The sequence below is a fragment of the Mycolicibacterium komossense genome (genome assembly GCF_025822605.1).
Lineage (GTDB): Bacteria > Actinomycetota > Actinomycetes > Mycobacteriales > Mycobacteriaceae > Mycobacterium > Mycobacterium komossense.
Window position 1 is genome coordinate 259,686 of the sequence record NZ_JACKTY010000029.1, and the last position, 19,659, is coordinate 279,344.

General features: G+C 65.9%; 14 protein-coding genes and 2 pseudogenes. 13 read left to right on the forward strand and 3 right to left on the reverse strand.

Annotated features, from left to right (window positions below; translation table 11 throughout):
* The first annotated feature begins 5 nt into the window (after positions 1-5).
* The 6 genes from H7J73_RS14685 (at position 6) to H7J73_RS14710 (ending at position 5,826) form a co-directional block, all read left to right on the forward strand.
* On the forward strand, positions 6-722 hold the full coding sequence (locus H7J73_RS14685; protein ID WP_264068184.1) for an SDR family NAD(P)-dependent oxidoreductase: 717 nt from the start codon (positions 6-8) through the stop codon (positions 720-722).
* Between the two features lie 14 nt (positions 723-736).
* The gene (gene speB, locus H7J73_RS14690; protein WP_264068185.1) at positions 737-1,693 is read left to right on the forward strand and encodes an agmatinase; all 957 of its coding nucleotides are present in this window, start codon (positions 737-739) and stop codon (positions 1,691-1,693) included.
* Positions 1,694-1,695: 2 nt separating this feature from the next.
* The gene (locus tag H7J73_RS14695) at positions 1,696-2,589 is read left to right on the forward strand and encodes a polysaccharide deacetylase family protein (protein ID WP_264068187.1); all 894 of its coding nucleotides are present in this window, start codon (positions 1,696-1,698) and stop codon (positions 2,587-2,589) included.
* A 3-nt stretch (positions 2,590-2,592) separates the two neighbouring features.
* Positions 2,593-3,678 carry a Rieske 2Fe-2S domain-containing protein gene (locus tag H7J73_RS14700; protein WP_264068188.1) on the forward strand — a complete coding sequence of 362 codons (1,086 nt, stop codon included), beginning with the start codon at positions 2,593-2,595 and terminating at the stop codon, positions 3,676-3,678.
* On the forward strand, positions 3,675-4,619 hold the full coding sequence (locus H7J73_RS14705) for a PDR/VanB family oxidoreductase (RefSeq protein ID WP_264068189.1): 945 nt from the start codon (positions 3,675-3,677) through the stop codon (positions 4,617-4,619). The genes H7J73_RS14700 and H7J73_RS14705 overlap by 4 nt, the downstream gene beginning before the upstream one ends.
* Before the next feature lie 73 nt (positions 4,620-4,692).
* Positions 4,693-5,826: a PucR family transcriptional regulator gene (locus H7J73_RS14710; RefSeq protein WP_264068190.1), complete on the forward strand. Its 1,134-nt coding sequence runs from the start codon at positions 4,693-4,695 to the stop codon at positions 5,824-5,826.
* A gap of 12 nt (positions 5,827-5,838) precedes the next feature.
* Here H7J73_RS14710 and fmdA read toward each other — a convergent pair whose 3' ends face one another.
* Together fmdA and H7J73_RS14725 are read right to left on the reverse strand one after the other, a co-directional pair.
* Complete coding sequence (gene fmdA, locus H7J73_RS14715; RefSeq protein WP_264068191.1) at positions 5,839-7,095, reverse strand: formamidase; 1,257 nt, start codon at positions 7,093-7,095, stop codon at positions 5,839-5,841.
* A 509-nt stretch (positions 7,096-7,604) separates the two neighbouring features.
* Positions 7,605-9,107 (reverse strand): gamma-aminobutyraldehyde dehydrogenase, encoded by a 1,503-nt coding sequence (locus H7J73_RS14725; RefSeq protein ID WP_264068193.1) that lies wholly within the window; start codon positions 9,105-9,107, stop codon positions 7,605-7,607.
* Positions 9,108-9,240: 133 nt separating this feature from the next.
* Here H7J73_RS14725 and H7J73_RS14730 point away from each other — a divergent pair.
* From H7J73_RS14730 to H7J73_RS14760, 7 genes and pseudogenes are all read left to right on the forward strand, one after another.
* Positions 9,241-9,834: pseudogene (locus tag H7J73_RS14730) on the forward strand (Lrp/AsnC family transcriptional regulator); the annotation flags it as partial.
* Between the two features lie 4 nt (positions 9,835-9,838).
* Positions 9,839-9,952, forward strand: a pseudogene (locus H7J73_RS14735) (AsnC family transcriptional regulator); the annotation flags it as partial.
* Complete coding sequence (locus tag H7J73_RS14740) at positions 9,949-11,334, forward strand: aspartate aminotransferase family protein (protein ID WP_264068194.1); 1,386 nt, start codon at positions 9,949-9,951, stop codon at positions 11,332-11,334. The pseudogene H7J73_RS14735 and the gene H7J73_RS14740, both read left to right, overlap by 4 nt.
* Positions 11,335-11,337: 3 nt before the next feature.
* On the forward strand, positions 11,338-12,345 hold the full coding sequence (locus H7J73_RS14745) for an SMP-30/gluconolactonase/LRE family protein (protein ID WP_264068195.1): 1,008 nt from the start codon (positions 11,338-11,340) through the stop codon (positions 12,343-12,345).
* A 142-nt stretch (positions 12,346-12,487) separates the two neighbouring features.
* Positions 12,488-13,717 (forward strand): D-alanyl-D-alanine carboxypeptidase family protein, encoded by a 1,230-nt coding sequence (locus tag H7J73_RS14750; protein ID WP_264068196.1) that lies wholly within the window; start codon positions 12,488-12,490, stop codon positions 13,715-13,717.
* A 205-nt stretch (positions 13,718-13,922) separates the two neighbouring features.
* Positions 13,923-17,042: a cadherin-like domain-containing protein gene (locus H7J73_RS14755; protein WP_264068197.1), complete on the forward strand. Its 3,120-nt coding sequence runs from the start codon at positions 13,923-13,925 to the stop codon at positions 17,040-17,042.
* A gap of 224 nt (positions 17,043-17,266) precedes the next feature.
* Positions 17,267-18,610, forward strand: coding sequence for a hypothetical protein (locus H7J73_RS14760; RefSeq protein ID WP_264068199.1), 1,344 nt, complete (start codon positions 17,267-17,269; stop codon positions 18,608-18,610).
* 6 nt (positions 18,611-18,616) lie between these two features.
* On the opposite strand, the gene yhjD is transcribed toward H7J73_RS14760, so the two are convergent.
* On the reverse strand, positions 18,617-19,651 hold the full coding sequence (gene yhjD, locus H7J73_RS14765; RefSeq protein WP_264068200.1) for an inner membrane protein YhjD: 1,035 nt from the start codon (positions 19,649-19,651) through the stop codon (positions 18,617-18,619).
* Positions 19,652-19,659: the final 8 nt, after the last annotated feature.

A 19,659-nucleotide genomic window follows, 5' to 3' on the forward strand; every position in this document is an offset into this window, starting at 1 on the left:
AGAGCATGGCGAAAAACACTTCCCGGGTCCTGATCACCGGCACCGACACCCAACTCGGGGCTGCGGTGCGGGCGTACTTCACCACCGCGGGCGCCGCGACGGTCGGAGCACGAGCGCTCGGCGCGGACACCGCAGCACTCGATGACACACAGCCGAGCGTATGCGCCGACCCCACCCTCGGGGCCGATGTCCGTGCCGCCGTGCGCACGGCGGCGGCCACCATGGGCGGCCTCGACACGCTGGTGGTGGCGCACCCGCTGCCTGCGATCGGCCGGTTCGGCGAACAGACGATGACCGAGTTCTGGAACCATGTCGACGCAGTTCTGACCGGCAGCTTCCTCTACGCCCAGGCGGCAGCAGAGGTGATGCGCGACAACGGATCTGGTGGCCGCATCGTGCTCACGACATCCACCTGGCATGTCGGCGGTGAGAACCTGTCGGCGGTGGCAACCGCAGCGGGCGGGATCGTCGCGCTGACGAAGACGCTCACGCGAGATTTCGGGCGGTTCGGCATCGGCGTCAACGCGGTTGCCGTCGGCGCCGTCGACTCCGAATGGTCGGTGTGCGACGCAGCGGCACGCGGCGCGCCTCCCCCCGTCGGCACAAGCGGCACCGTCGAGCAGGTCGCTCGCGTCATCGGTCTCCTCTGCCAACGCCAACTCGGGGCAGCAGTGGGGCAAATCGTGAACGTGGATGGCGGGTTATCCCGCAACCGCGTCTGAGAAAGGACAATGCAATGAACAACAGTCAGGACCGCGGTCCCATTGTCGGAGCCGTCGATCCCACTGTCCAACCCCGCTATGCCGGCTGGACGACATTCGCGCGGCTACCCCGACTGCAGGACGTACCGCATGCGGACGTCATCGTGGTGGGAGTGCCGTTCGACAGCGCAGTCACCTATCGGCCAGGCGCGCGTTTCGGCCCCAACGCGGTCCGGCAAGGATCACGCCTGATTCGCGGGTACAACCCGGAACTGGACATCAAGCCCTTCGAGGTCTGCCAGTTCGCGGATGCCGGTGACATCGCCTGCAACCCCTTCGATATCGGCGAAGCTGTCGGCCAGATCGCCGGGGAGCTCACCGCACTGCTGTCCACCGGAGCCCGGGCCGTGATCCTCGGCGGCGACCACTCGGTGGCTCTGCCCTCACTGCGGGCCGCCCATTCCGTGCACGGACCGATGGCATTGGTGCACTTCGACGCTCACCTCGACACCTGGGAAGGCATGTACGGTGCCGATATAACCCACGGGACACCCTTCCGCCGCGCCTTCGAGGAGGGTCTGTTGCGGGACAACAATATTCACGTCGGCGTCCGCGGATCGATCTACGACAAAGAGAACCTGACCGAGGACGCCGGACTCGGCTTCTCGATCATCACCTGTTCGGAGATCAGCAAGATCGGCTCGGACGGGATCATCGAACGGATCAAGGACCGGGTCGGCGATGCGCCCGTGTACGTCTCGGTAGACATCGATGTGCTGGATCCGGCGCATGCCCCGGGCACCGGCACTCCCGAGGCCGGCGGGATGTCCAGCCGCGAGCTGCTCGAAGTCGTTCGCGGTCTCGACGGGGTGAACGTGGTCGGAGCCGATGTCGTCGAGGTGTCCCCCGCCTACGACCACGCCGAGATCACTGCGGTGGCGGCCGCCAATGTCACCTGGGAATTGCTCTCCGTATTCGGCAGAAAGGCCTAACTTTGACCGAGCTCACCCCCGCAGGCCCAGTGACCTGGCCGGACGGAAAGACGTGCGCGATAGCCTTCACTTTCGACGTGGACGCCGAATCACCGCTGCTGACCACCGATCCCGCGTTCGCAGAGCGGATGGGCGCGATGTCTCACCAGGCCTATGGCCCCTTGGTCGGTTTGCCGCGATTGATCGGCATCCTCGATGAGTTCGACGTCCCTGGAACGTTCTTCGTGCCGGGATACACGGCACACCGACATCCGCGGCCGATCCGATCGATCGCCGAAGCCGGGCATGAGATCGCCCACCACGGTTATCTGCACGAGTCGCTGGTCGGTGCCACCGAGGCAACGGAACGCGAGATCCTGCAGCGCGGTATCGACGCGTTGCAGGAGGTTGCCGGTATCCGCCCCACGGGGTACCGCGCACCGATGTGGGAAATGAATTGGCATACACCGAAATTGCTCGCCGAATTCGGCTTCACCTACGATTCGACCCTGATGGATTCCGATCACCCCTACGAGCTCGCCGTCACCGGGGCGACCTCACTGGTGGAATTACCGGTCAGCTGGGCACTCGACGACTGGCAGCAGTACTGCTTCGTGCCCGACTTCTCCGGTACCGGACTGATAGAGACGCCTGCCAAGGCCATCGAGTTGTGGCGGTCGGAGTTGCAGGCGATGCGAGCCATCGGTGGCGCCTGGATCCTGACCAACCATCCGTTCCTCAGCGGCCGCCCCGGCCGGGCGGCGGCGTTGCGCGAATTCATCGGCGAGATCGCTGCGATGGAAGACGTCTGGATCGCCAGCATGTCGCAGATCGCTGCCCATGTCCGCGAGCAGGGGCTTACGCCACGTACCCTCACCCGTCCCGAGTTCAGCCCGGTCCCCGTCAAGGAGAGTTGATTCATGGCAAACGACGCATACACACCCGAGCGACTGCGTGAGGCCTACCAGCATGTCTGGTTCGTGGTCGCGCGTTCTCAAGACATCGACACGCCGATCAGAGCTCAGTTGCTCGACCACCACCTGGTGGTCTTCAGGGATGCCTCCGGAGCTGCGCGGGTGACCGACCAGCGCTGCATCCACCGGGGCGGTAATCTCGGCGACGGCAAAGTCGTCGGCGGCAACATCCAATGTCCTTATCACGGTTGGCAATTCGACGGTGTCAGCGGGGAGTGTCAGGTCATCCCATCGCTGCCCGAGGGCGGCCGGATCCCGCCGAAGGCAGCGGTCAAGGCCTACCCCGTGATCGAACGCTTCGAACATGTCTGGACCTGCCTGGGCGATCCCGTCTACGACGTGCCGGAGCCGCCCGAGATCGAGGGCCTGGAGCTGGAATGGCGGGCGGCCGAACCGATCCACGCCGACTGTGGCTTCATGGCCGCCACCGAAAACTTCCGGGATATGGCGCACTTCCCCTTTGTGCACGAACCGTCAATGGGTGCCGTCGAGCCGGTGATCGGCGATCTCAAGGTAGAACGAGACGGCCGCGAAGTGCGCGCATCGTATTACTACAGCCAGGTGCAGGATTCCGATTTCTCCGACGTCGGCGACGCGTGGATGCATTACCACTCCTACGCGCCGGGGATGGCCACCATCCTGTACGACTTCGGCGACGAGATCGGCAAGCGCTTCCTGGTCGACTTCCCGTCACCGGTCAGCTATGACAAGTGCATCATCTTCTGGGGCGTGGCCACCGACCGCGACTTCCGCGGCGGTACCGTCGACGAGATCCTCGAGATCGAGACGAAGGTCTTCAACGAGGACACCCCGGTGTTGGAAGGCCTTGAGCCCAAAGAGGTTCCGCTGGCCGGCCAGGCATTCGAGGTCTCCGCTCCGGCCGACATCTACACGCTCAACTACCGGCGGGCCACCCAGCACGCGGTGCAGACCATTGCCAAGGCGCGCGGATTGGCCCCGACCGGGGCCGCCAACGGCAGCGCTGCCGAGTGGCCGGGCTCCGATCTGCCGGTTCAGGCCGAGAGCAGGTGAAGCTACAAGTCCTTGCGCTCCGATGGGAAGCCGAGGACATCATCTCTGTCGTTCTGCGGGATCCGAGCGGGGACCGGCTGCCCCCGTGGACACCGGGTGCTCATCTCGCGCTGACCCTGCCCAGCGGGCTGGTCCGGCAGTACTCGCTGTGCGGGCAGCGCGACGAGCCGTACACCTACACCGTCGCGGTCCTCAAAGTCCGCGACGGTGCCGGCGGCTCCCGGGAGATACACGAGCGACTGCGCGTGGGCGAGTTGATCGAGGCCGGCGAGCCCCGCAACAATTTCGCCTTGGAGCCGGCGCCGGGTTATCTGTTCCTGGCCGGCGGGATCGGGGTGACGCCGATTCTGGCCATGGTCGACTCCGTGCGTGCCGACGGCGGTAGCTATCGGCTGTTGTACGGAGCTCGGAGCCGGGCTGCGATGGCGTTCACGGACCGACTGGAGTCCACCTCGAGGGGGACGGTCGAACTGATCGCGGCTGACGAGGCCGGGCCCATCGATATCGTCACCGCGATGGCCGCCAGCCCAGCAGGCACCCGTGTCTACTGTTGCGGACCGCCGGCGATGCTGTCAGCCGTTCAGCAGGCCAGCGCCGAGTACCCAGAGCTGGTGGTGCATTTCGAGCGGTTCGCCGCCGCGGCCGGGAACGCGCCCGCAGACCGTCACGACGGACCGTTCGAGGTGGAGTTGGCTCAGACGGGCGTGACCGTGGAGGTGGGCAGCGACCAGACCATCCTCGACGCCGTGCTCGCCGTCGCCCCGGACACCTCCTACTCCTGCGCGAGCGGATTCTGCGGAACGTGCGAAACGAAGGTGCTCGGAGGCCGAGTCGATCACCGCGACGATCTGCTCACCGAAGACGAGCAGGCGACCAACAGCACGATGATGATCTGCGTATCACGGAGCCTGGGCGGGGATAGGCTGACCCTCGACCTATGAGAGCCGACTCGAGGCGCAAAAATAAACCGATGCTGCGATGACTTCAGGTGACTCGAACCAACCCTCAGATCGGATGGCGGACGCACAACCCCATGACGGGACGGTCAGCCTCGACGAGTTGCTGACCGAAACCTCACTGCACGTCGACGCACTGACCGAATCCGCCGACACCGGCGTGGCGATCCGTTACGTCTACCCCACCGAACTGACCGACCCGTCGCCCTACCTGCGGGGGCAGGAACTGATCCTGAGCGTGGGGGTACCGGTGGCCGACCAGCCGGCGGCGGTCATCGAGCGCTACGTCAGCACCCTCAAGAGACACGGAACGGCCGCCTTGCTGGTCGGCCTGGGAGATCTGTTCGACGAACCACCCGCTGCCCTGGTCACCGCATGCCGCGAGCTAGACCTGCCGCTGCTCGCTCAGCGGGCCGCGGTTCCATTCCGGCGCATCATCGACTGGGCGGACGCCCGGCGCACCGCCGATCGCATCATCGATGCGCGCGAGCGCGACCTGGGGTCGATGCTGCGTTGGTTCGTCGCCGGAACCCTCGGCGCCGAACCCATCGAGAACGAGCTGGCGGCGCGGGGCCTGGCCGGCGTACCGGCGGCGGTCTGCGCTTTTCCGGTCGAGGCCCACGCCGAGGTGCACCGCCTCGTCGACGCACACGCGGGAGCCGTCGCGGTGCTCGAGAACCGGATCATCGCGCTGTGTGCCCACACCCCCGAGTTCAACGCGGCGTTGGCCGGGTCGGCATTGATCTGTGGCACCGCTGTCGCGCCGCACCCCCAGGCAATGGCGCACGCGATACCGGAAGCGCTGGAGGCGCTGCAGGAGGGGTTGCGGTGTCGGCGATCCGTCCGCATCGACGAGATCACCACTCTGGAGGGTCTACTCGCCACGGTGCCAAAGGTCCGGCTGGTGCCGTTCGTCCATCGCTTGGTGGTCCCGCTGGTCGATCACGACAAGATCCACAATGCGCACCTGACGACGTCACTGCAGGCCTTCCTGGCGCCGGAGAACGACATCTCCTCCGCCGCCGCACAGCTCTACGTGCACGTGAACACGCTCCGGAACAGACTGGCCAAGATCAGCGAACTGACCGGGGCCAAGCCGTTCGACGAAACCGACCGGATCAACTTTCGCATCGCACTGTGGGCGGCGCGCAACATGGGCATGCGCGACGTCGCCGAGCACCCGCACCCGTGACCGGTTCAGGTGTCACGAAAACGACGAACGGGGTGCACCGATCCCCGGATCGATCTGGACGGGACCGGCCTTCGACGGCGTGATCGGGAAGTCGAAGATGGCGGTCGGAATGTAGACAGTGGCACAGGCATTCGGAATATCCACCACACCGGACAGCCGCCCCTCGATCGGCGCGGCCCCCAGCAGCAGATAGGCCTGCTCCGGGCTGTAGCCGAACTTCGTCAGGTAGTCGATGGCGTGCAGGCAGGCCCGTTGGTAGGACAGGTGGGAGTCGAGGTAACGCTGTTCGCCGTCGAGGGTCACCGATGTGCCGGAGAACGCCAACCATTCCGAATACTGCGGATCGGTGTTGCCGGGCTGGAAGATCGCGTTCTCCGAAACCCCGTAGGTCTCCATTCCGCCCGGGATGACGTCGACGCGAAGGTCGATGAAACCACCCATCTCGATGGCGCCGCAGAAGGTGATCTCGCCGTCTCCCTGCGAGAAGTGCAGATCGCCGACCGACAGGTTGGCACCATCGACGAAGACCGGATAGAACACCCGGCTTCCCTTGGTCAGGTTCTTGATGTCCTGGTTACCGCCGTTCTCGCGTGGCGGCGCGGTCCTTGCCGCCTCCGCGGCCGCCTTCGTGAAGGCGTCGCCGGTCAGGCCGCCGAGGACAGCGTCCCGCGGCTCGGGCGGAAGTGCCAGTGGCGGCACTCGCTCCGGGTCGGTGGCGATCAGCGCGGCTTCCCGGGTATTCCACGTCGAGAGCAACTTCGCCGACGGCGCGGTACCCATCAGTCCGGGGTGGACGATCCCGGTGAACTCCACTCGGGGCACGTGCCGGGACGTGGCCTTCTGCCCGGAGAAGTCCCAGATGGCTTTGTAGGCGTCGGGGAACTGCTCGGTGAGGAACCCGCCACCGTTCTGCGTCGGGAAGATACCGGTGTATCCCCAGCCTTGGCCGGCCAGCGGTCCCGAGTCCTCTTGCGGAATGGGACCGACGTCGAGGATGTCGACAATCAGCAGATCACCGGGACGGGCGCCTTCGACGGCGATCGGCCCGGACAGGACGTGCACGGTGGTCAAGGGAGCATTGAGAATGTCGTCTGCCGAATCGTCGTTGACGATGGCGCCGTCGAACCACTCGCGACAGTGCACCCGAAACGAATCCCCCTGCTTGACCGTGACGGCCGGGGGGATATCGGGATGCCAGCGGTTGTGTCCAAGCTTCTCCTGGTCGACGAAACGCTTCGTGGAATCGAGCGGGAACACCAGATCAGGCATGGGTATCTCTTTTCAGGGCCGGGGAAGGTTTCGATGCAGCGGGTTGTGGGTCAGTCTCTGGCGACGCGTCGGGGCCGGCGGGTGCCGGACCACAGCTGGACGATCGGCAGTGGCACGCGTCGCATCGTGCAGCGCCATCGCGGCGGGGTCCGCCCGGCCCAGGCGCGGGGACCCCACTGTCCGCCGGGCGACACCCTGGCACTCGGGACAGTCGACCGCATCCGGGCGAGTGTCCATCGGGTGGTTCTGCTGGATGACACCGCACCCTCGTTCACAGCGAAATGCGTAGAAAACCAACAGTTTTCCTCTCCTGAGCCGATGACGCAGTGCCGAACACGTTACCGACCGACGCTGGTGTCCGCTGTGGGTCTGGAGAGATCTACAGATTCTTCGAAGCCGGTTGTAGGGCGGCACAGTTGCGCCGCACCGCAGGTCACGCGAGCAGACGCATAGTGGCACTTTTCGTGCCGAACTCCTGGCAGTCGACGTCTGCTCGCGAGAGGAGGTACCTAACGCTTGGTGAAAATCGTTCGGTGCCAACCCTTGTCGGCCACACCGGTGATGTCGCTCATCACGTGTTTGATGGTGAGGTACTCCTCGAAGGAGTAGTCCGACATGTCCTTGCCGAACCCGGACGCCCCGACGCCGCCGTGTGGCATTTCGCTGATGATCGGGATGTGGTCGTTGATCCACACGCAGCCGGCCTGGATCTCTCGCGACGCCCGCTGCGCGCGGTAGACATCGCGGGTCCACGCCGAGGCGGCCAGACCGTAGTCGGTGTCGTTGGCCTGACGCAGCGCGTCGTCGTCATCGGCGAAGGAGCGCACGGTCAGCACGGGACCGAAGATCTCGTCGCGGTAGATCTCGGATTGTTCGTCGACGTCGGCGATCAGTGTCGGGCGGTAGAACGAACCGGGCAGATCGGGGATCACACCGCCGGTGACCACACGGCCGCCCTGGCCGGGAGCGCGGGAGACCATGCCGGCGATCTTGTCGCGGTGTGCCAGCGAGATGACCGGACCCAGGTCGGTGTCCGGGTCGGTGGGGTCGCCGACGACGATCTTGCCCATCACCTCGGCCACCCCTGCGACGAAATCGTCGTAGAGCTCGCGGGCGACGATCGCCCTGGTGGCGGCCGTGCAGTCCTGACCGGTGTTGATCAGCGACCCGGCCACCGCGCCCTGGATGGCGGCGTCGAGATCGGCATCGCCGAACACCACGAACGGTGCCTTGCCGCCCAGCTCCAGCTGGGTGCGATGGCCGTGCACGGCGGCTGCGGCCATCACCTTCCGGCCGACCGCGGTGGAACCGGTGAACGTCACGACATCGACATCCGGATGCCCGGCCAGCGCGGTACCCGCATCGGCGCCGGCACCGGTCACCACGTTCAGCACCCCGTCGGGCAGACCGGCCTCGGACGCGATCCGCGCCAGCGTCAACGTGGTCAGCGGGGTCAGCTCGGCAGGTTTGATGACCACGGTGCATCCGGCGGCCAGCGCAGGCAGCACTTTCCAGACCGCCATCTGCAGCGGGTAGTTCCACGGCGTGATGGTCCCGACGACACCGACCGCCTCGCGCCGGATGCTCGACGTGTGATCGGCGGAGTATTCCGCGGTGGCTTTGCCCTCGAGATGTCTTGCCGCACCGGCGAAGAAGGAGATGTTGTCGATACTGCCCGGCACGTCGAACTCGGTGGCCAACCGGACCGGCTTACCGGTCTGGGCGACCTCCTCGGCGATGAACACCTCGGCGTTGGCGCTGACGAGTTCGGCGAGCTTGGCCAGGACGGTCGAACGCTCCACCGGCGCGGCGGTGGACCAGCCGCGCAGCGCGGCACGGGCTGAGGCCACCGCTACATCGACATCGGCGGGCGTGGCCAGGGCCAACTGGGCTACCGTCGTTCCGTCGGCCGGATTCACCACTCGGTGCGTGGGCCCACCAGTCACGACAGGGGATCCGTCGATCCAGCTGCCGGCTACTTTCAGGGTCGTCTCGGACACTGTGGAAGTCATGGCTCAAAGGTAACTGATCCGCCTCCCCCCGGCCTCCACCAGACTACGTAATCCCGCGATAGAGAGGCGCCTGACCGAGGATATCTGTCGTAATGGTTGCTCTTCACAACTGAATCCGTGCACAATCGTCAGCATGCGAGAATCGGGTGGACCAGTCGGCCCGGTGACGCTTCGCGCCGCCAGAGAAGGTGGACCGGGTATGCAGCTCGACGAACTGTCCAAGGCCATCATCGAGAAACTGCAGCAAGACGGCCGTCGGTCCTATGCGGGGATCGGTAAGGCTGTCGGCCTGTCCGAGGCCGCGGTGCGCCAGCGGGTCCAACGACTCGTCGACGCCGGGGTGATGCAGATAGTCGCGGTCACCGATCCCATGCAACTGGGATTCGCCCGCCAGGCGATCGCGGTGCGCCAGCGGGTCCAACGACTCGTCGACGCCGGGGTGATGCAGATAGTCGCGGTCACCGATCCCATGCAACTGGGATTCGCCCGCCAGGCGATGATCGGCATCCGCTGCACCGGCGACACCCTCAAAGTCGCCGAGAAACTGTCCGCCATCGATTCCGTGGACTACGTCGTGCTCACCGCCGGATCCTTCGACGCCATCGTCGAAGTGGTCTGCGAGGACGACGGCGACCTGCTCGACCTACTCAACACAAAAATCCGAGCCGTACCGGGAGTGATATCCACCGAAACCTTGGTTTACCTGAAACTTGTTAAGCAACAATATCGGCGACCTGCTCGACCTACTCAACACAAAAATCCGAGCCGTACCGGGAGTGATATCCACCGAAACCTTGGTTTACCTGAAACTTGTTAAGCAACAATATAATTGGGGTACGAGATGACAATCACCGAATCACGGGTAGCCACCACCAGCGAGCTCTCCGCCAAAGCCGACCGCCATCTGTGGGGCCACTTCGCCCGACATGGCGCCGGGATCACACCACCGATCATCACCCGCGGTGAGGGCGTCCACATCTGGGACAGCGAAGGCAACAAATTCATCGACGGGCTGTCTGGACTCTTCGTCGTCCAGGTCGGCCACGGCCGCGCCGAACTGGCCGAGGCGGCCGCCAAACAGGCCGAGACCCTGGCGTTCTTCCCGCTGTGGTCGTTCGCCACCCCGCCCGCGGTCGAACTCGCGGAGCGGATCGCCGGCTACGCACCAGGTGACCTGAACCGGGTCTTCTTCACCACCGGCGGCGGCGAAGCCGTCGAAAGTGCCTGGAAGCTGGCCAAGCAGTACTACAAGCTGACCGGTAAGCCGGGCAAATACAAGGTGATATCGCGGTCGATCGCCTATCACGGCACGCCGCAGGGAGCGTTGGCCATCACCGGCATCCCGGCATTCAAGGCGCCGTTCGATCCGCCGACCCCCGGCGGCTTCCGGGTGCCCAACACCAACTTCTACCGGGCGCCTGAGCAGTTCAGCACCGATCCGAAGGCGTGGGGACGCTACTGCGCCGACCGCATCGCCGAGGCCATCGAGTTCGAGGGCCCCGACACCGTCGCCGCGGTCTTCCTCGAGCCCGTACAGAACGCGGGCGGCTGCTTCCCGCCGCCGCCCGGGTACTTCGAGCGGGTCCGCGAGATCTGCGACGAGTACGACGTACTGCTGGTTTCCGACGAAGTGATCTGCGCCTACGGCCGGATCGGATCGATGTTCGCCTGCAACGACTTCGGCTACGTGCCGGACATCATCACCTGCGCCAAGGGCCTGACGTCGGGCTACTCGCCGATCGGCGCGATGGTCGCCAGCGACCGGCTGTTCGAGCCCTTCAACGACGGCCAGACGGTGTTCGGGCACGGCTACACCTTCGGCGGGCACCCGGTGTCCTCGGCGGTGGCGCTGGCCAACCTCGACATCTTCGAACGCGAAGGCATCAACGACCACGTCAAGGAGCTGGCGCCGGCGTTCAAGAGCACGCTGGAGAAGCTGTACGACATCCCGATCGTCGGTGACGTGCGCGGCGAAGGCTTCTTCTACGGCATCGAACTGGTCAAGGACAAGACGACCAAGGAGACCTTCAACGACGAGGAATGCGAGCGGCTGCTGCGTGGGTACCTCACCCCCGCCCTGTTCGAGGCCGGCCTGTACTGCCGCGCCGACGACCGTGGCGACCCAGTGGTCCAGCTGGCTCCGCCGCTGATCAGTGGGCAGAAGGAATTCGACGCCATCTACGAGATCCTGCGGGGCGTGCTGACCGAGGCGTCGGCGCGGCTGTAGCCCGTGCCGAAACCGTCGATCGACCCGGTCCGCTGGCGGCCACCGCCGATCGACCCGTTGCCGGACTACGGGCCGACCGACTTGACGGTGGTCGGCGTTCCCGGCGACGCCCCGGAGGACGTGGTGGTCGACGCCGTCGGCCAGATCTACACAGGTCTGGCCGACGGCCGGATCATCCGCATCGGCACCGACGGCGCGCCCGCAGTGGTGGGTAATACTGCGGGCCGGCCGCTGGGGCTGGCAGTCAGCCGCGACGGACGGCTGCTGATCTGTACCAGTCCCGGTGGCCTGCTCGCGATGGACACTGCCACCGGTGCAGTGCAGAAATTGGTCGAATCGGTGGACGGCCGCGCGCTGCAGTTCTGCTCGAACGTAGTCGAAACATCCGACGGCACGATCTATTTCACGGAGTCGACGAGCGAGTTCACCTACGCGGACTTCTCGGCCGCCATCCTGGAAGCCCGCGGCCGCGGCAGCCTCTTCCGTCGCGATCCCGACGGCACGGTGACCACTGTGCTCGCCGGGCTCTACTTCGCCAACGGCGTCACCCTGACCCTCGACGAGTCAGCTCTGGTGTTCGCCGAGACGCAAGCGCGGCGACTGTCGAGCTACGCACTGACCGGTCCGCAGGCCGGGCACGTGTCACCACTGGTCGAGAACCTCCCCGGCTACCCGGACAACCTGTCCACCGGCGCCGACGGCCGTATCTGGTGCGCGATCGTCAGCCCGGCCAACCCGGCCGTCGAGTGGCTGACACCGCGCCCTCCCCTGCTGCGCCAACTGGTGTGGCGACTACCCGAACGGCTGCAGCCGAAGATCACGCCCGAAGTCTGGGCCGTCGCTTTCGACCCCGCGACCGGCGCGCCCGTGGCCGGTGTGCACACCACCCATCCGGATTTCGGCCAGACGACCGGACTCGTCGAGCACGACGGCCGGCTGTGGCTGGCGTGTATCGGCAATCCGGCGCTTGCCCACTGCGCGCTGCCCGCGGGCGAGTCTGACTTCGGTTAGAAACCTCTGCGAGGACGTGCGAGCACCCCGTCGTGGTGACCTCCATGTCATCACTCGCGGGCTCACATTAGTAACTTCAACCCCACCAGTCACAGTGTGGCTCCGCCGGAATTGGCGCCCTTTCGCTTAATCTGCACACACCATGGCGACCTTACGATCCGTCTCTCGGCGGGCTGCTGCCCTGGCAGTGACCCTTTTTGTGATGAGCGCTCCCGCGCTGGCATATGCGGATCCCGAGGCCGCCACCGACCCCTGCCCGTACAAGGTGAGCACTCCGCCGGCCGTCGACTCCTCGGAAGTCCCCACCGCGGGGGACCCTCCGCTACCGATGCCGGTTCCCGCCACCCCGGTCGGTGGTGACGCACTGGGCAACTGCGGGCTGATCACCGCACCGGGCACGCCGCCGGTGCCCGATGGGATTTCCGCCGAGGCATGGGTGCTCGCCGATCTCGATACCGGTGAGATCATCGCCGCCAAGGATCCGCACGGGCGCCACCGTCCCGCCTCGATCATCAAAGTGCTGACGGCGATGGCCGCACTCAACGAGCTGAACGTCAACAAACTCGTCCCGGGCACGCAGGACGACGCCAACGCCGAGGGCACCCGGGTCGGTGTCGCCCCGGGCGGCATGTACACCATCAACGACTTGCTGCACGGCCTGTTGATGCATTCGGGCAACGACGCCGCGCACGCTCTGGCGATGCAACTGGGGGGTTGGGACACCGCCCTGACCAAGGTCAACACCCTCGCGGCCAAGCTCGGCGGTAAGGACACCCGCGCCGCCACCCCATCGGGTCTCGACGGGCCGGGCATGAGCACCTCGGCCTACGACATCGCGTTGTTCTACCGCTACGCCTGGGAGAACCCGAAGTTCGCCGACATCGTGCACACCCAGACCTACAACTTCCCCGGCCGTGACGGAAATCCGCCGTACGAGATCGAGAACGACAACAAGCTGCTGGGGAACTACCCCGGTGCGCTCGGCGGCAAGACCGGCTACACCGACGACGCCGGACAGACCTTCGTCGGTGCGGCCGAGCGCGACGGCAGACGGCTGGTAGCGATCACGATGCGCGGCACCAGGTTGCCCGACGCCCCGTGGGAGCAGGCGGCCCGGCTGCTGGACTACGGCTTCTCCACGCCGCCCGGAACCAAGGTGGGCACGCTCGTCGACCCCGATCCATCTCTGGTGAAGTCCGACCCTGCCGACGCAGCATCCGCGGCGGCCGAAAAGACCTCCGCCAAGGCCGCACCGTTCGTGGACGCCGCCGACGCGACGCCGGTGCGGGTGGGCGTCGCCGTGGTCGGCACGATCATCGTCTTCAGCCTGATCATGATCGCCCGCTCGACGAACCGCCGGTCGCGCGTCTAGCTACCGAGCCCTACGCCGCTGCCGGTCTGCACCCGGCGCACTCTCCTCCGGCCGACGGTTTGGATACAAAGTCACAGACTTTCCTCTTCGTGTACACCCGCCGCTTGCTTGGTTCCTGCTACCTTTTTTGACGAATGCGTCACGGTGTTTGCCGCGCATGCGAAGAGTTGTCGTAAAGGTCGATTGAGGAACAGGGTTGGGCACAATGGGGGATTCACGTAGTTCGCGGGTGAGCGGACTGGTGGTAGCGACGGGCCTGGGGCTGGCGGCGGCGACGGGCCACGGGGTGGCCGCAGCCGATACCGGCACATCGGATACTGCGGGGACTTCCGCGAACGCGTCGCGACACTCAGGTCCGAAAACCGGAGCCGATCACACGGCGTCAAGCAAAGCCAAGACCGCCGCCGGCAACAACACCCCCACCGCGGCGAAGGACAACGGGGCAGCGCGTTCGTCCGTCGCCGAATCACCGGTGGCCCCGAACATCAAGCCCGCCGCCACCATCAGCACCGCTGATGTCGCACCCGTTGCCACGGCCGGCGGCGCTACCGGTGCGTCTTCACCCAAGCCCAAGACCACGTCGTCGCCCGCGGCACGGACCACGATCCAGACCGCCGTGGCCAGCCCGGCGTCCACCCCGAGCACAGCAGTCGTCGACACTGCACCTGCGGCGCAACCATCTGCCGGCCCGGAAGCCCTCGTCTCCGGACTTCTCGCCGCCCTCGGTCTCGGCGGCTCGCCCACCGCACCGGCCCAATCCCCCACCCTGTGGACGGTTCTGGCCTGGGCCCGCCGACAGTTCATCGGCGCCTTCTACAACCAGGCACCGATCGCCCACCCCGTCCAGACCTCGGTCACCGCCGACGGACTGGTGCGCGGCACACTCGGTGCTGTCGATCCCGACGGCGATCCGATGACGTACACCGTGGATCAGCAACCCACCGCCGGCACCGTCACCGTCGGGTCCGACGGCAGCTACACCTATAAGCCCGGCGATCCGTCCTTCACCGGCACCGACACCTTCACTGTCACCGTGCGCGACCAGGGTTTTCGGCTCTTCAGCCAGCCGGGCGTCACCGTGGTCGAGGTCTCGGTACGGATCGGCGAGCCGGTGGTCGTGATCAGCGCACCCGACAGCGGCACCCCCGACCCGGCCACGGGCCAGGTCAGCGGATCGCTGGGGGTCAAGGACCCGAACTCACCCGCCGCCGGCTTCACCTACACCGTGCTCAACAAGCCCAAATACGGCACGGTGACGTTCGACTCGGTCACCGGGCACTTTACGTACACGCCGAGCATCATCGGACGGATCAGCGCCGCGCTGACACCCGGCCTGACCGATTCCTTCACAGTGGCGGTCGGCACCACCGTCAGCGCAGCGGTGGACGTCGACGTCACCGGGATCACCGTGTCGCCGCGCGCCGTCTCCTCGACGGTGAATCAGGTTGGCACCGACAGCTTCCCGTTCGGTATGGCGGTGAGCAAAGACGGAACCCGCGCCTACGTCACCAATATCCACGACGGCACGGTATCCGTGATCGACCTGCGTACCGGCCAGGTCGGTGCACCGATCACCGTCGGCGGCCAGCCCACGGCGATCGCCGTCAGTCCCTCCGGCAACCGGATCTACGTGCTCGACGACGCCGGCGACACCGTGTCGGTGATCAACACCGCCACCGGTCAGTTGGTGGGCAAGCCGGTTCAGGTCGGAACCGACGCAAGCGCAATCGTGTTGAGCGCCGACGGAAATCGCGCCTATGTCAGTAATTCCGGCGATGGCACGGTATCGGTGATCGACACGGCCGCAGGCAAGGTCGTCAGCACCATCTCGGTCGGGGCGAATCCGCTGGGCCTGGCCGTGAGCCCCGACGGACGTTATCTGTACGTGGCCAACTCGGATACCGGCACGGTCTCGGTGATCAACACGCTGCGCTACGCGGTGGTGGGCACCGCCACCGTCGGAGAGGCGCCGACCGCGATCACGCTGAGCGCCGACGGCTCACGGTTATACGTTGCGAATTCCGGTGATTCGACGATCAGCGATGACGGCACCGTATCGGTGATCGACACGAAGACGCTCACCGCCATCGGTTCACCGATCCGGGTCGGGGACTACCCGAGCGGACTGGCGCTGAGCGCCGACGGAACCCAGCTCTACGTGACCGACGCACTGTCGAACGAAGTATCGGTGATCGACACCCGAACGTTCGAGGTGGCCGACCTTCCCGTCGCGAGTGGCCCGACCAGCGTCGTCGCCGTCAACGGGGCCAACGGTCCGGTTATCATCGTCGCCCACGCCGATCTGCTCGGCACCGGCACTGCACCGATCACCGTCATCTCGCTCAACGGTCAGGCGGGCACCCTTGGCTCAACCCCCGCCGCGGGGGCAGACGTCCCCGACAACGAGCTTTCGACCTCGCCTGCGGCGGCGGGCCCGCCGGTCTACACACCCCCGCGGGGCAACGATTGGACCCTGGGATACGACATCACCAACCTCACCGGGTACCCGATCGTGCTTCAGTCCCAGACGTATGACACCCGGGGCGGCGGTCCGGCCAACGGAACAGTGCTGCTGCCCGGCGCCACGCAGCATTTCGAAGTCACCCGGTACTTCTGGACCGGCAACGGCGGAACCCTGACCTACTACCAGCCTGAGACGAAACAAACCTACGTCGTGTCGATAACGGTGAATCCGCTGTTCTCCGACGGACTTTCGACCGTCACCTCATGCCAGCAGGGAAACTGCCTCAACACCGGCAACGACAAGACGAAGATCGGCCTGCTCGCCAAATCGGGCAGCAACGTCGTCATCCCCGCTCAACAGTCTGACGACCAGGCCGCAGCCGTCAATGCGCTCTGCGACAAAAATGGCGTGACCTGCAGTTTCAAGATCACCTCGAAGCTGGATACCTATAGCGCAGTACGTCAGGTGAATAGTCTGGACACCAATAACACCGGCACCAACATGTCCAGAACAGTCTCAGAAAGCACCACCGAAACCGTCACCTCCAATTGGAAGCTCTCGACCAAAGTCGGCTTCAAGGTGATCGCACTCGCGTCAGCGGAAATCGCCGCAGAATACGGAAAGTCGTCGGCGGAAGCCAAGAGCTTCGGAACATCGCTGACCTACACCATCAGGCCCGGATACCAGACCAGGATCATGGTGGAGACGCCGATCACCCGCTACTACGGCGACATGGAGATCACGGTTGGCGACACGACGATCACGCTGACCGGCACGTACTTTGATGCGGCGCGTGCCGGAAACGCCCGGTGGAACGTTATCGAAGAGCCGCAGCCGACGAAGCCCACCACCGCTGTCTGACGGCACACCGTTTCCGATTGTCCGCCCAACATTTCGTCGCGTTGGTAATATTCGCCCGCCGCGGTCGGCACAACCGTGTCGTTCGCGTAATGAACTTGGGGGGATCTTGATCGCTTTCGCACGGGTGCGGCGCACCGTCGTTGCGGCAGCCGGTTCGCCCCACGTCGGGTGCGACACCCGACCGGATTCACGCGTTCTTTCCCACCACGAGTCTGGAGGCCCGGATGGCACTTCGTTCCGCAGATAGTTCTCGCCGGGCGGTGATCATGCTGTCCTCGCTTTTGGTCTCGACGTCGATCGCCTTTGCCGGCGTTCCCGTCGCGACTGCAGACCCGATCGACGACGACACGTCCACCGAGGCCGTCGACGTCGAACCCGAGGCCGTCGAACCAGCCCCGGAACCAGAAGCGCCCGAACCCGAGGCCCCCGAACCCCAGGCGCCCGAGCCGGACGCGCCCGCAGCAGACGAGCCCGACCCTGGAGCCCCCGAACCGGCTGGGCCCCAACAGGAATCACCGGGCGCGGAAGAACCGGGCAATGAGCCCAACGCCGGCGAACCGGCGCCCAACGAGCCCTCGGCCCCCGAGAATCCGGCGCCCGACAACTCCCCTGGCACCAGCGACGCTCCCCCGGCCTCGGAGCAGCGGGACATCCCCGACGAGGACCCGATCAATCCCGACCTCAACGTCGCCGACGCGCCGGACGCCGACGCGCGCGCCGCCGAGACCGGCAATGCCGTCGAAGTGAATCCCGCCGTCGCCAGTACCGCCGAGATCGACGACCTGCGCGATATCGTCGATTCCCAGATCATCTCCAGCACCACCTCCAGCAGCAGCAGCACGACGACCTCGTCGAGTTGGAGCCAGTCGGTGACGTCGTGGAGTTCGTCCTGGGTCGGCTACGACACCTACTACCGCCCGATCATCATCAACCCTTACGACAGCCCGCTTCAGGTCATCTACACCTACGACAACGCTCCGCGCATCGTCACGGTGAATCCGCTACAGCGCGTCGTGGTCGACGCCAAAACGCCTGGCGTCTACAGCTTCACCGCGTTGACGATGAAAGACCCGAAGACGGTCTCGACCGCCTCTGTCGGCAGCTTCTCCGGCGGCGGTTACAAGCCGGCACCGGGCCAGCCGCCACCAGCCAAGCCGGCCGCACCGAAGAGTTTCGAGAACGTTCTCGTCCAGCTCCGGTACACCACGGGGAACTCGAAGCCGTTCCGGGTCAAGAAGCTCTACGACCTCGGCGACGATCCGAGCGTGGGCGGCGCACGCCGCGTCCTGCTCGATGGCGAAGTGCCGGCCTGGGGGCAGTGGGCGAAGACCACCAAGGGTGAGGACCTGTTCGCCATCACCAAGACCGAACAGCTGCCGGGCCTCAGCGCCCCGGCCGAAGGCCCGCTGCCGGGCTACAAGGTCCAGCTGCTGGCCAACGAGGAGTCGTCGAAACCCTCTGTCTGGGACGGTGTCTGGATCTGGGTCGGGATCGCGACCGCAGGTGTCGTCGTGGCAGGCGGGATCGTCTTCGCCGTCCTGACCGCCCGTCGCCGCCGCGTGCAGTAGCTGCGCTCAGCGGCGGCGGAACCGCGAAAGGCTCAGCGCACCAATCGCTCCCGCGGCCGCCGCGGCGACGGCCTGCGGAATGCCCAGGCCTGGCCGGGTGATCAGCCTGGTGTTGATCACCGCAGGCGGCGGGGGCGCCACGGTGTCCTCACGCAGGTTGTCCTTGGACGTGGCCGCCCAGGCCGTCGCGAACAGCACCAGCCGCGCGGTGATGTAGGCGAACACCATCAGGCCCAGCACCGGGCCGAACGTCGCTCCGGCGGGCCCGGTCAGGACGCTGCGCAGATAGATCGACGCCACCTGCTTGAAGATCTCGAAGCCGACGGCGGCTATCAGCCCGGCCGCCACACTGCTGCGGAAGGTGATCGATTCCCGTGGCAGCCGGGCGATCATCCAGGTGAACAGCAGCCAGGATACGAACAGCGACATCAGCAACGACGCCAGACGCAGCACCACGCTGAGCATCGTCGAATCCGGGATGCCCAGCCAGGACAGCACCGTCGCGAGCAACCTGGAACTGCCCAGTGCGGTCAACGCGACGGTCAGCACGATGGCGACGAAGGCCGACAACAGCGCGAGCAGATCCGAGATCTTGGTCTTGACGAATCCGGGCGACTCGCCGCGCTGTTTACCCCACATCTGGCTCAGCGCCTCGCGCAGATTGGCCATCCAGCCCAGCCCCGCCCAGGCCGCGGTGGCCAGGCCGATCACGCCCACCGAGGTACGCGAGTCGATGGCCGAATCCATCAACCCCACCAGCTGCTCGCCGAAGTCTCCGGTGATGGTCGACTTGATCTTCCCCTCGAGTTGGGCGAGGAGCTCAGGTCGGCTGGCCAGCACGAACCCGCCGGCCGCGAAACCGACCATCAGTAATGGGAAGAGCGCAAAGATGGTGAAGTACGTGATCCCGGCGGCGTAGAAGTCGCCCTTGCTGTCGTTGTAGCGCTCTTGGCCGCGCATGACGTGGTCGAACCACGACCACTTGGCGCGAAAGCGATCCAGCAAACCAGGCTTCTTCTCGGGCTCGGCCGGTTCTGTCATTGCCTGCC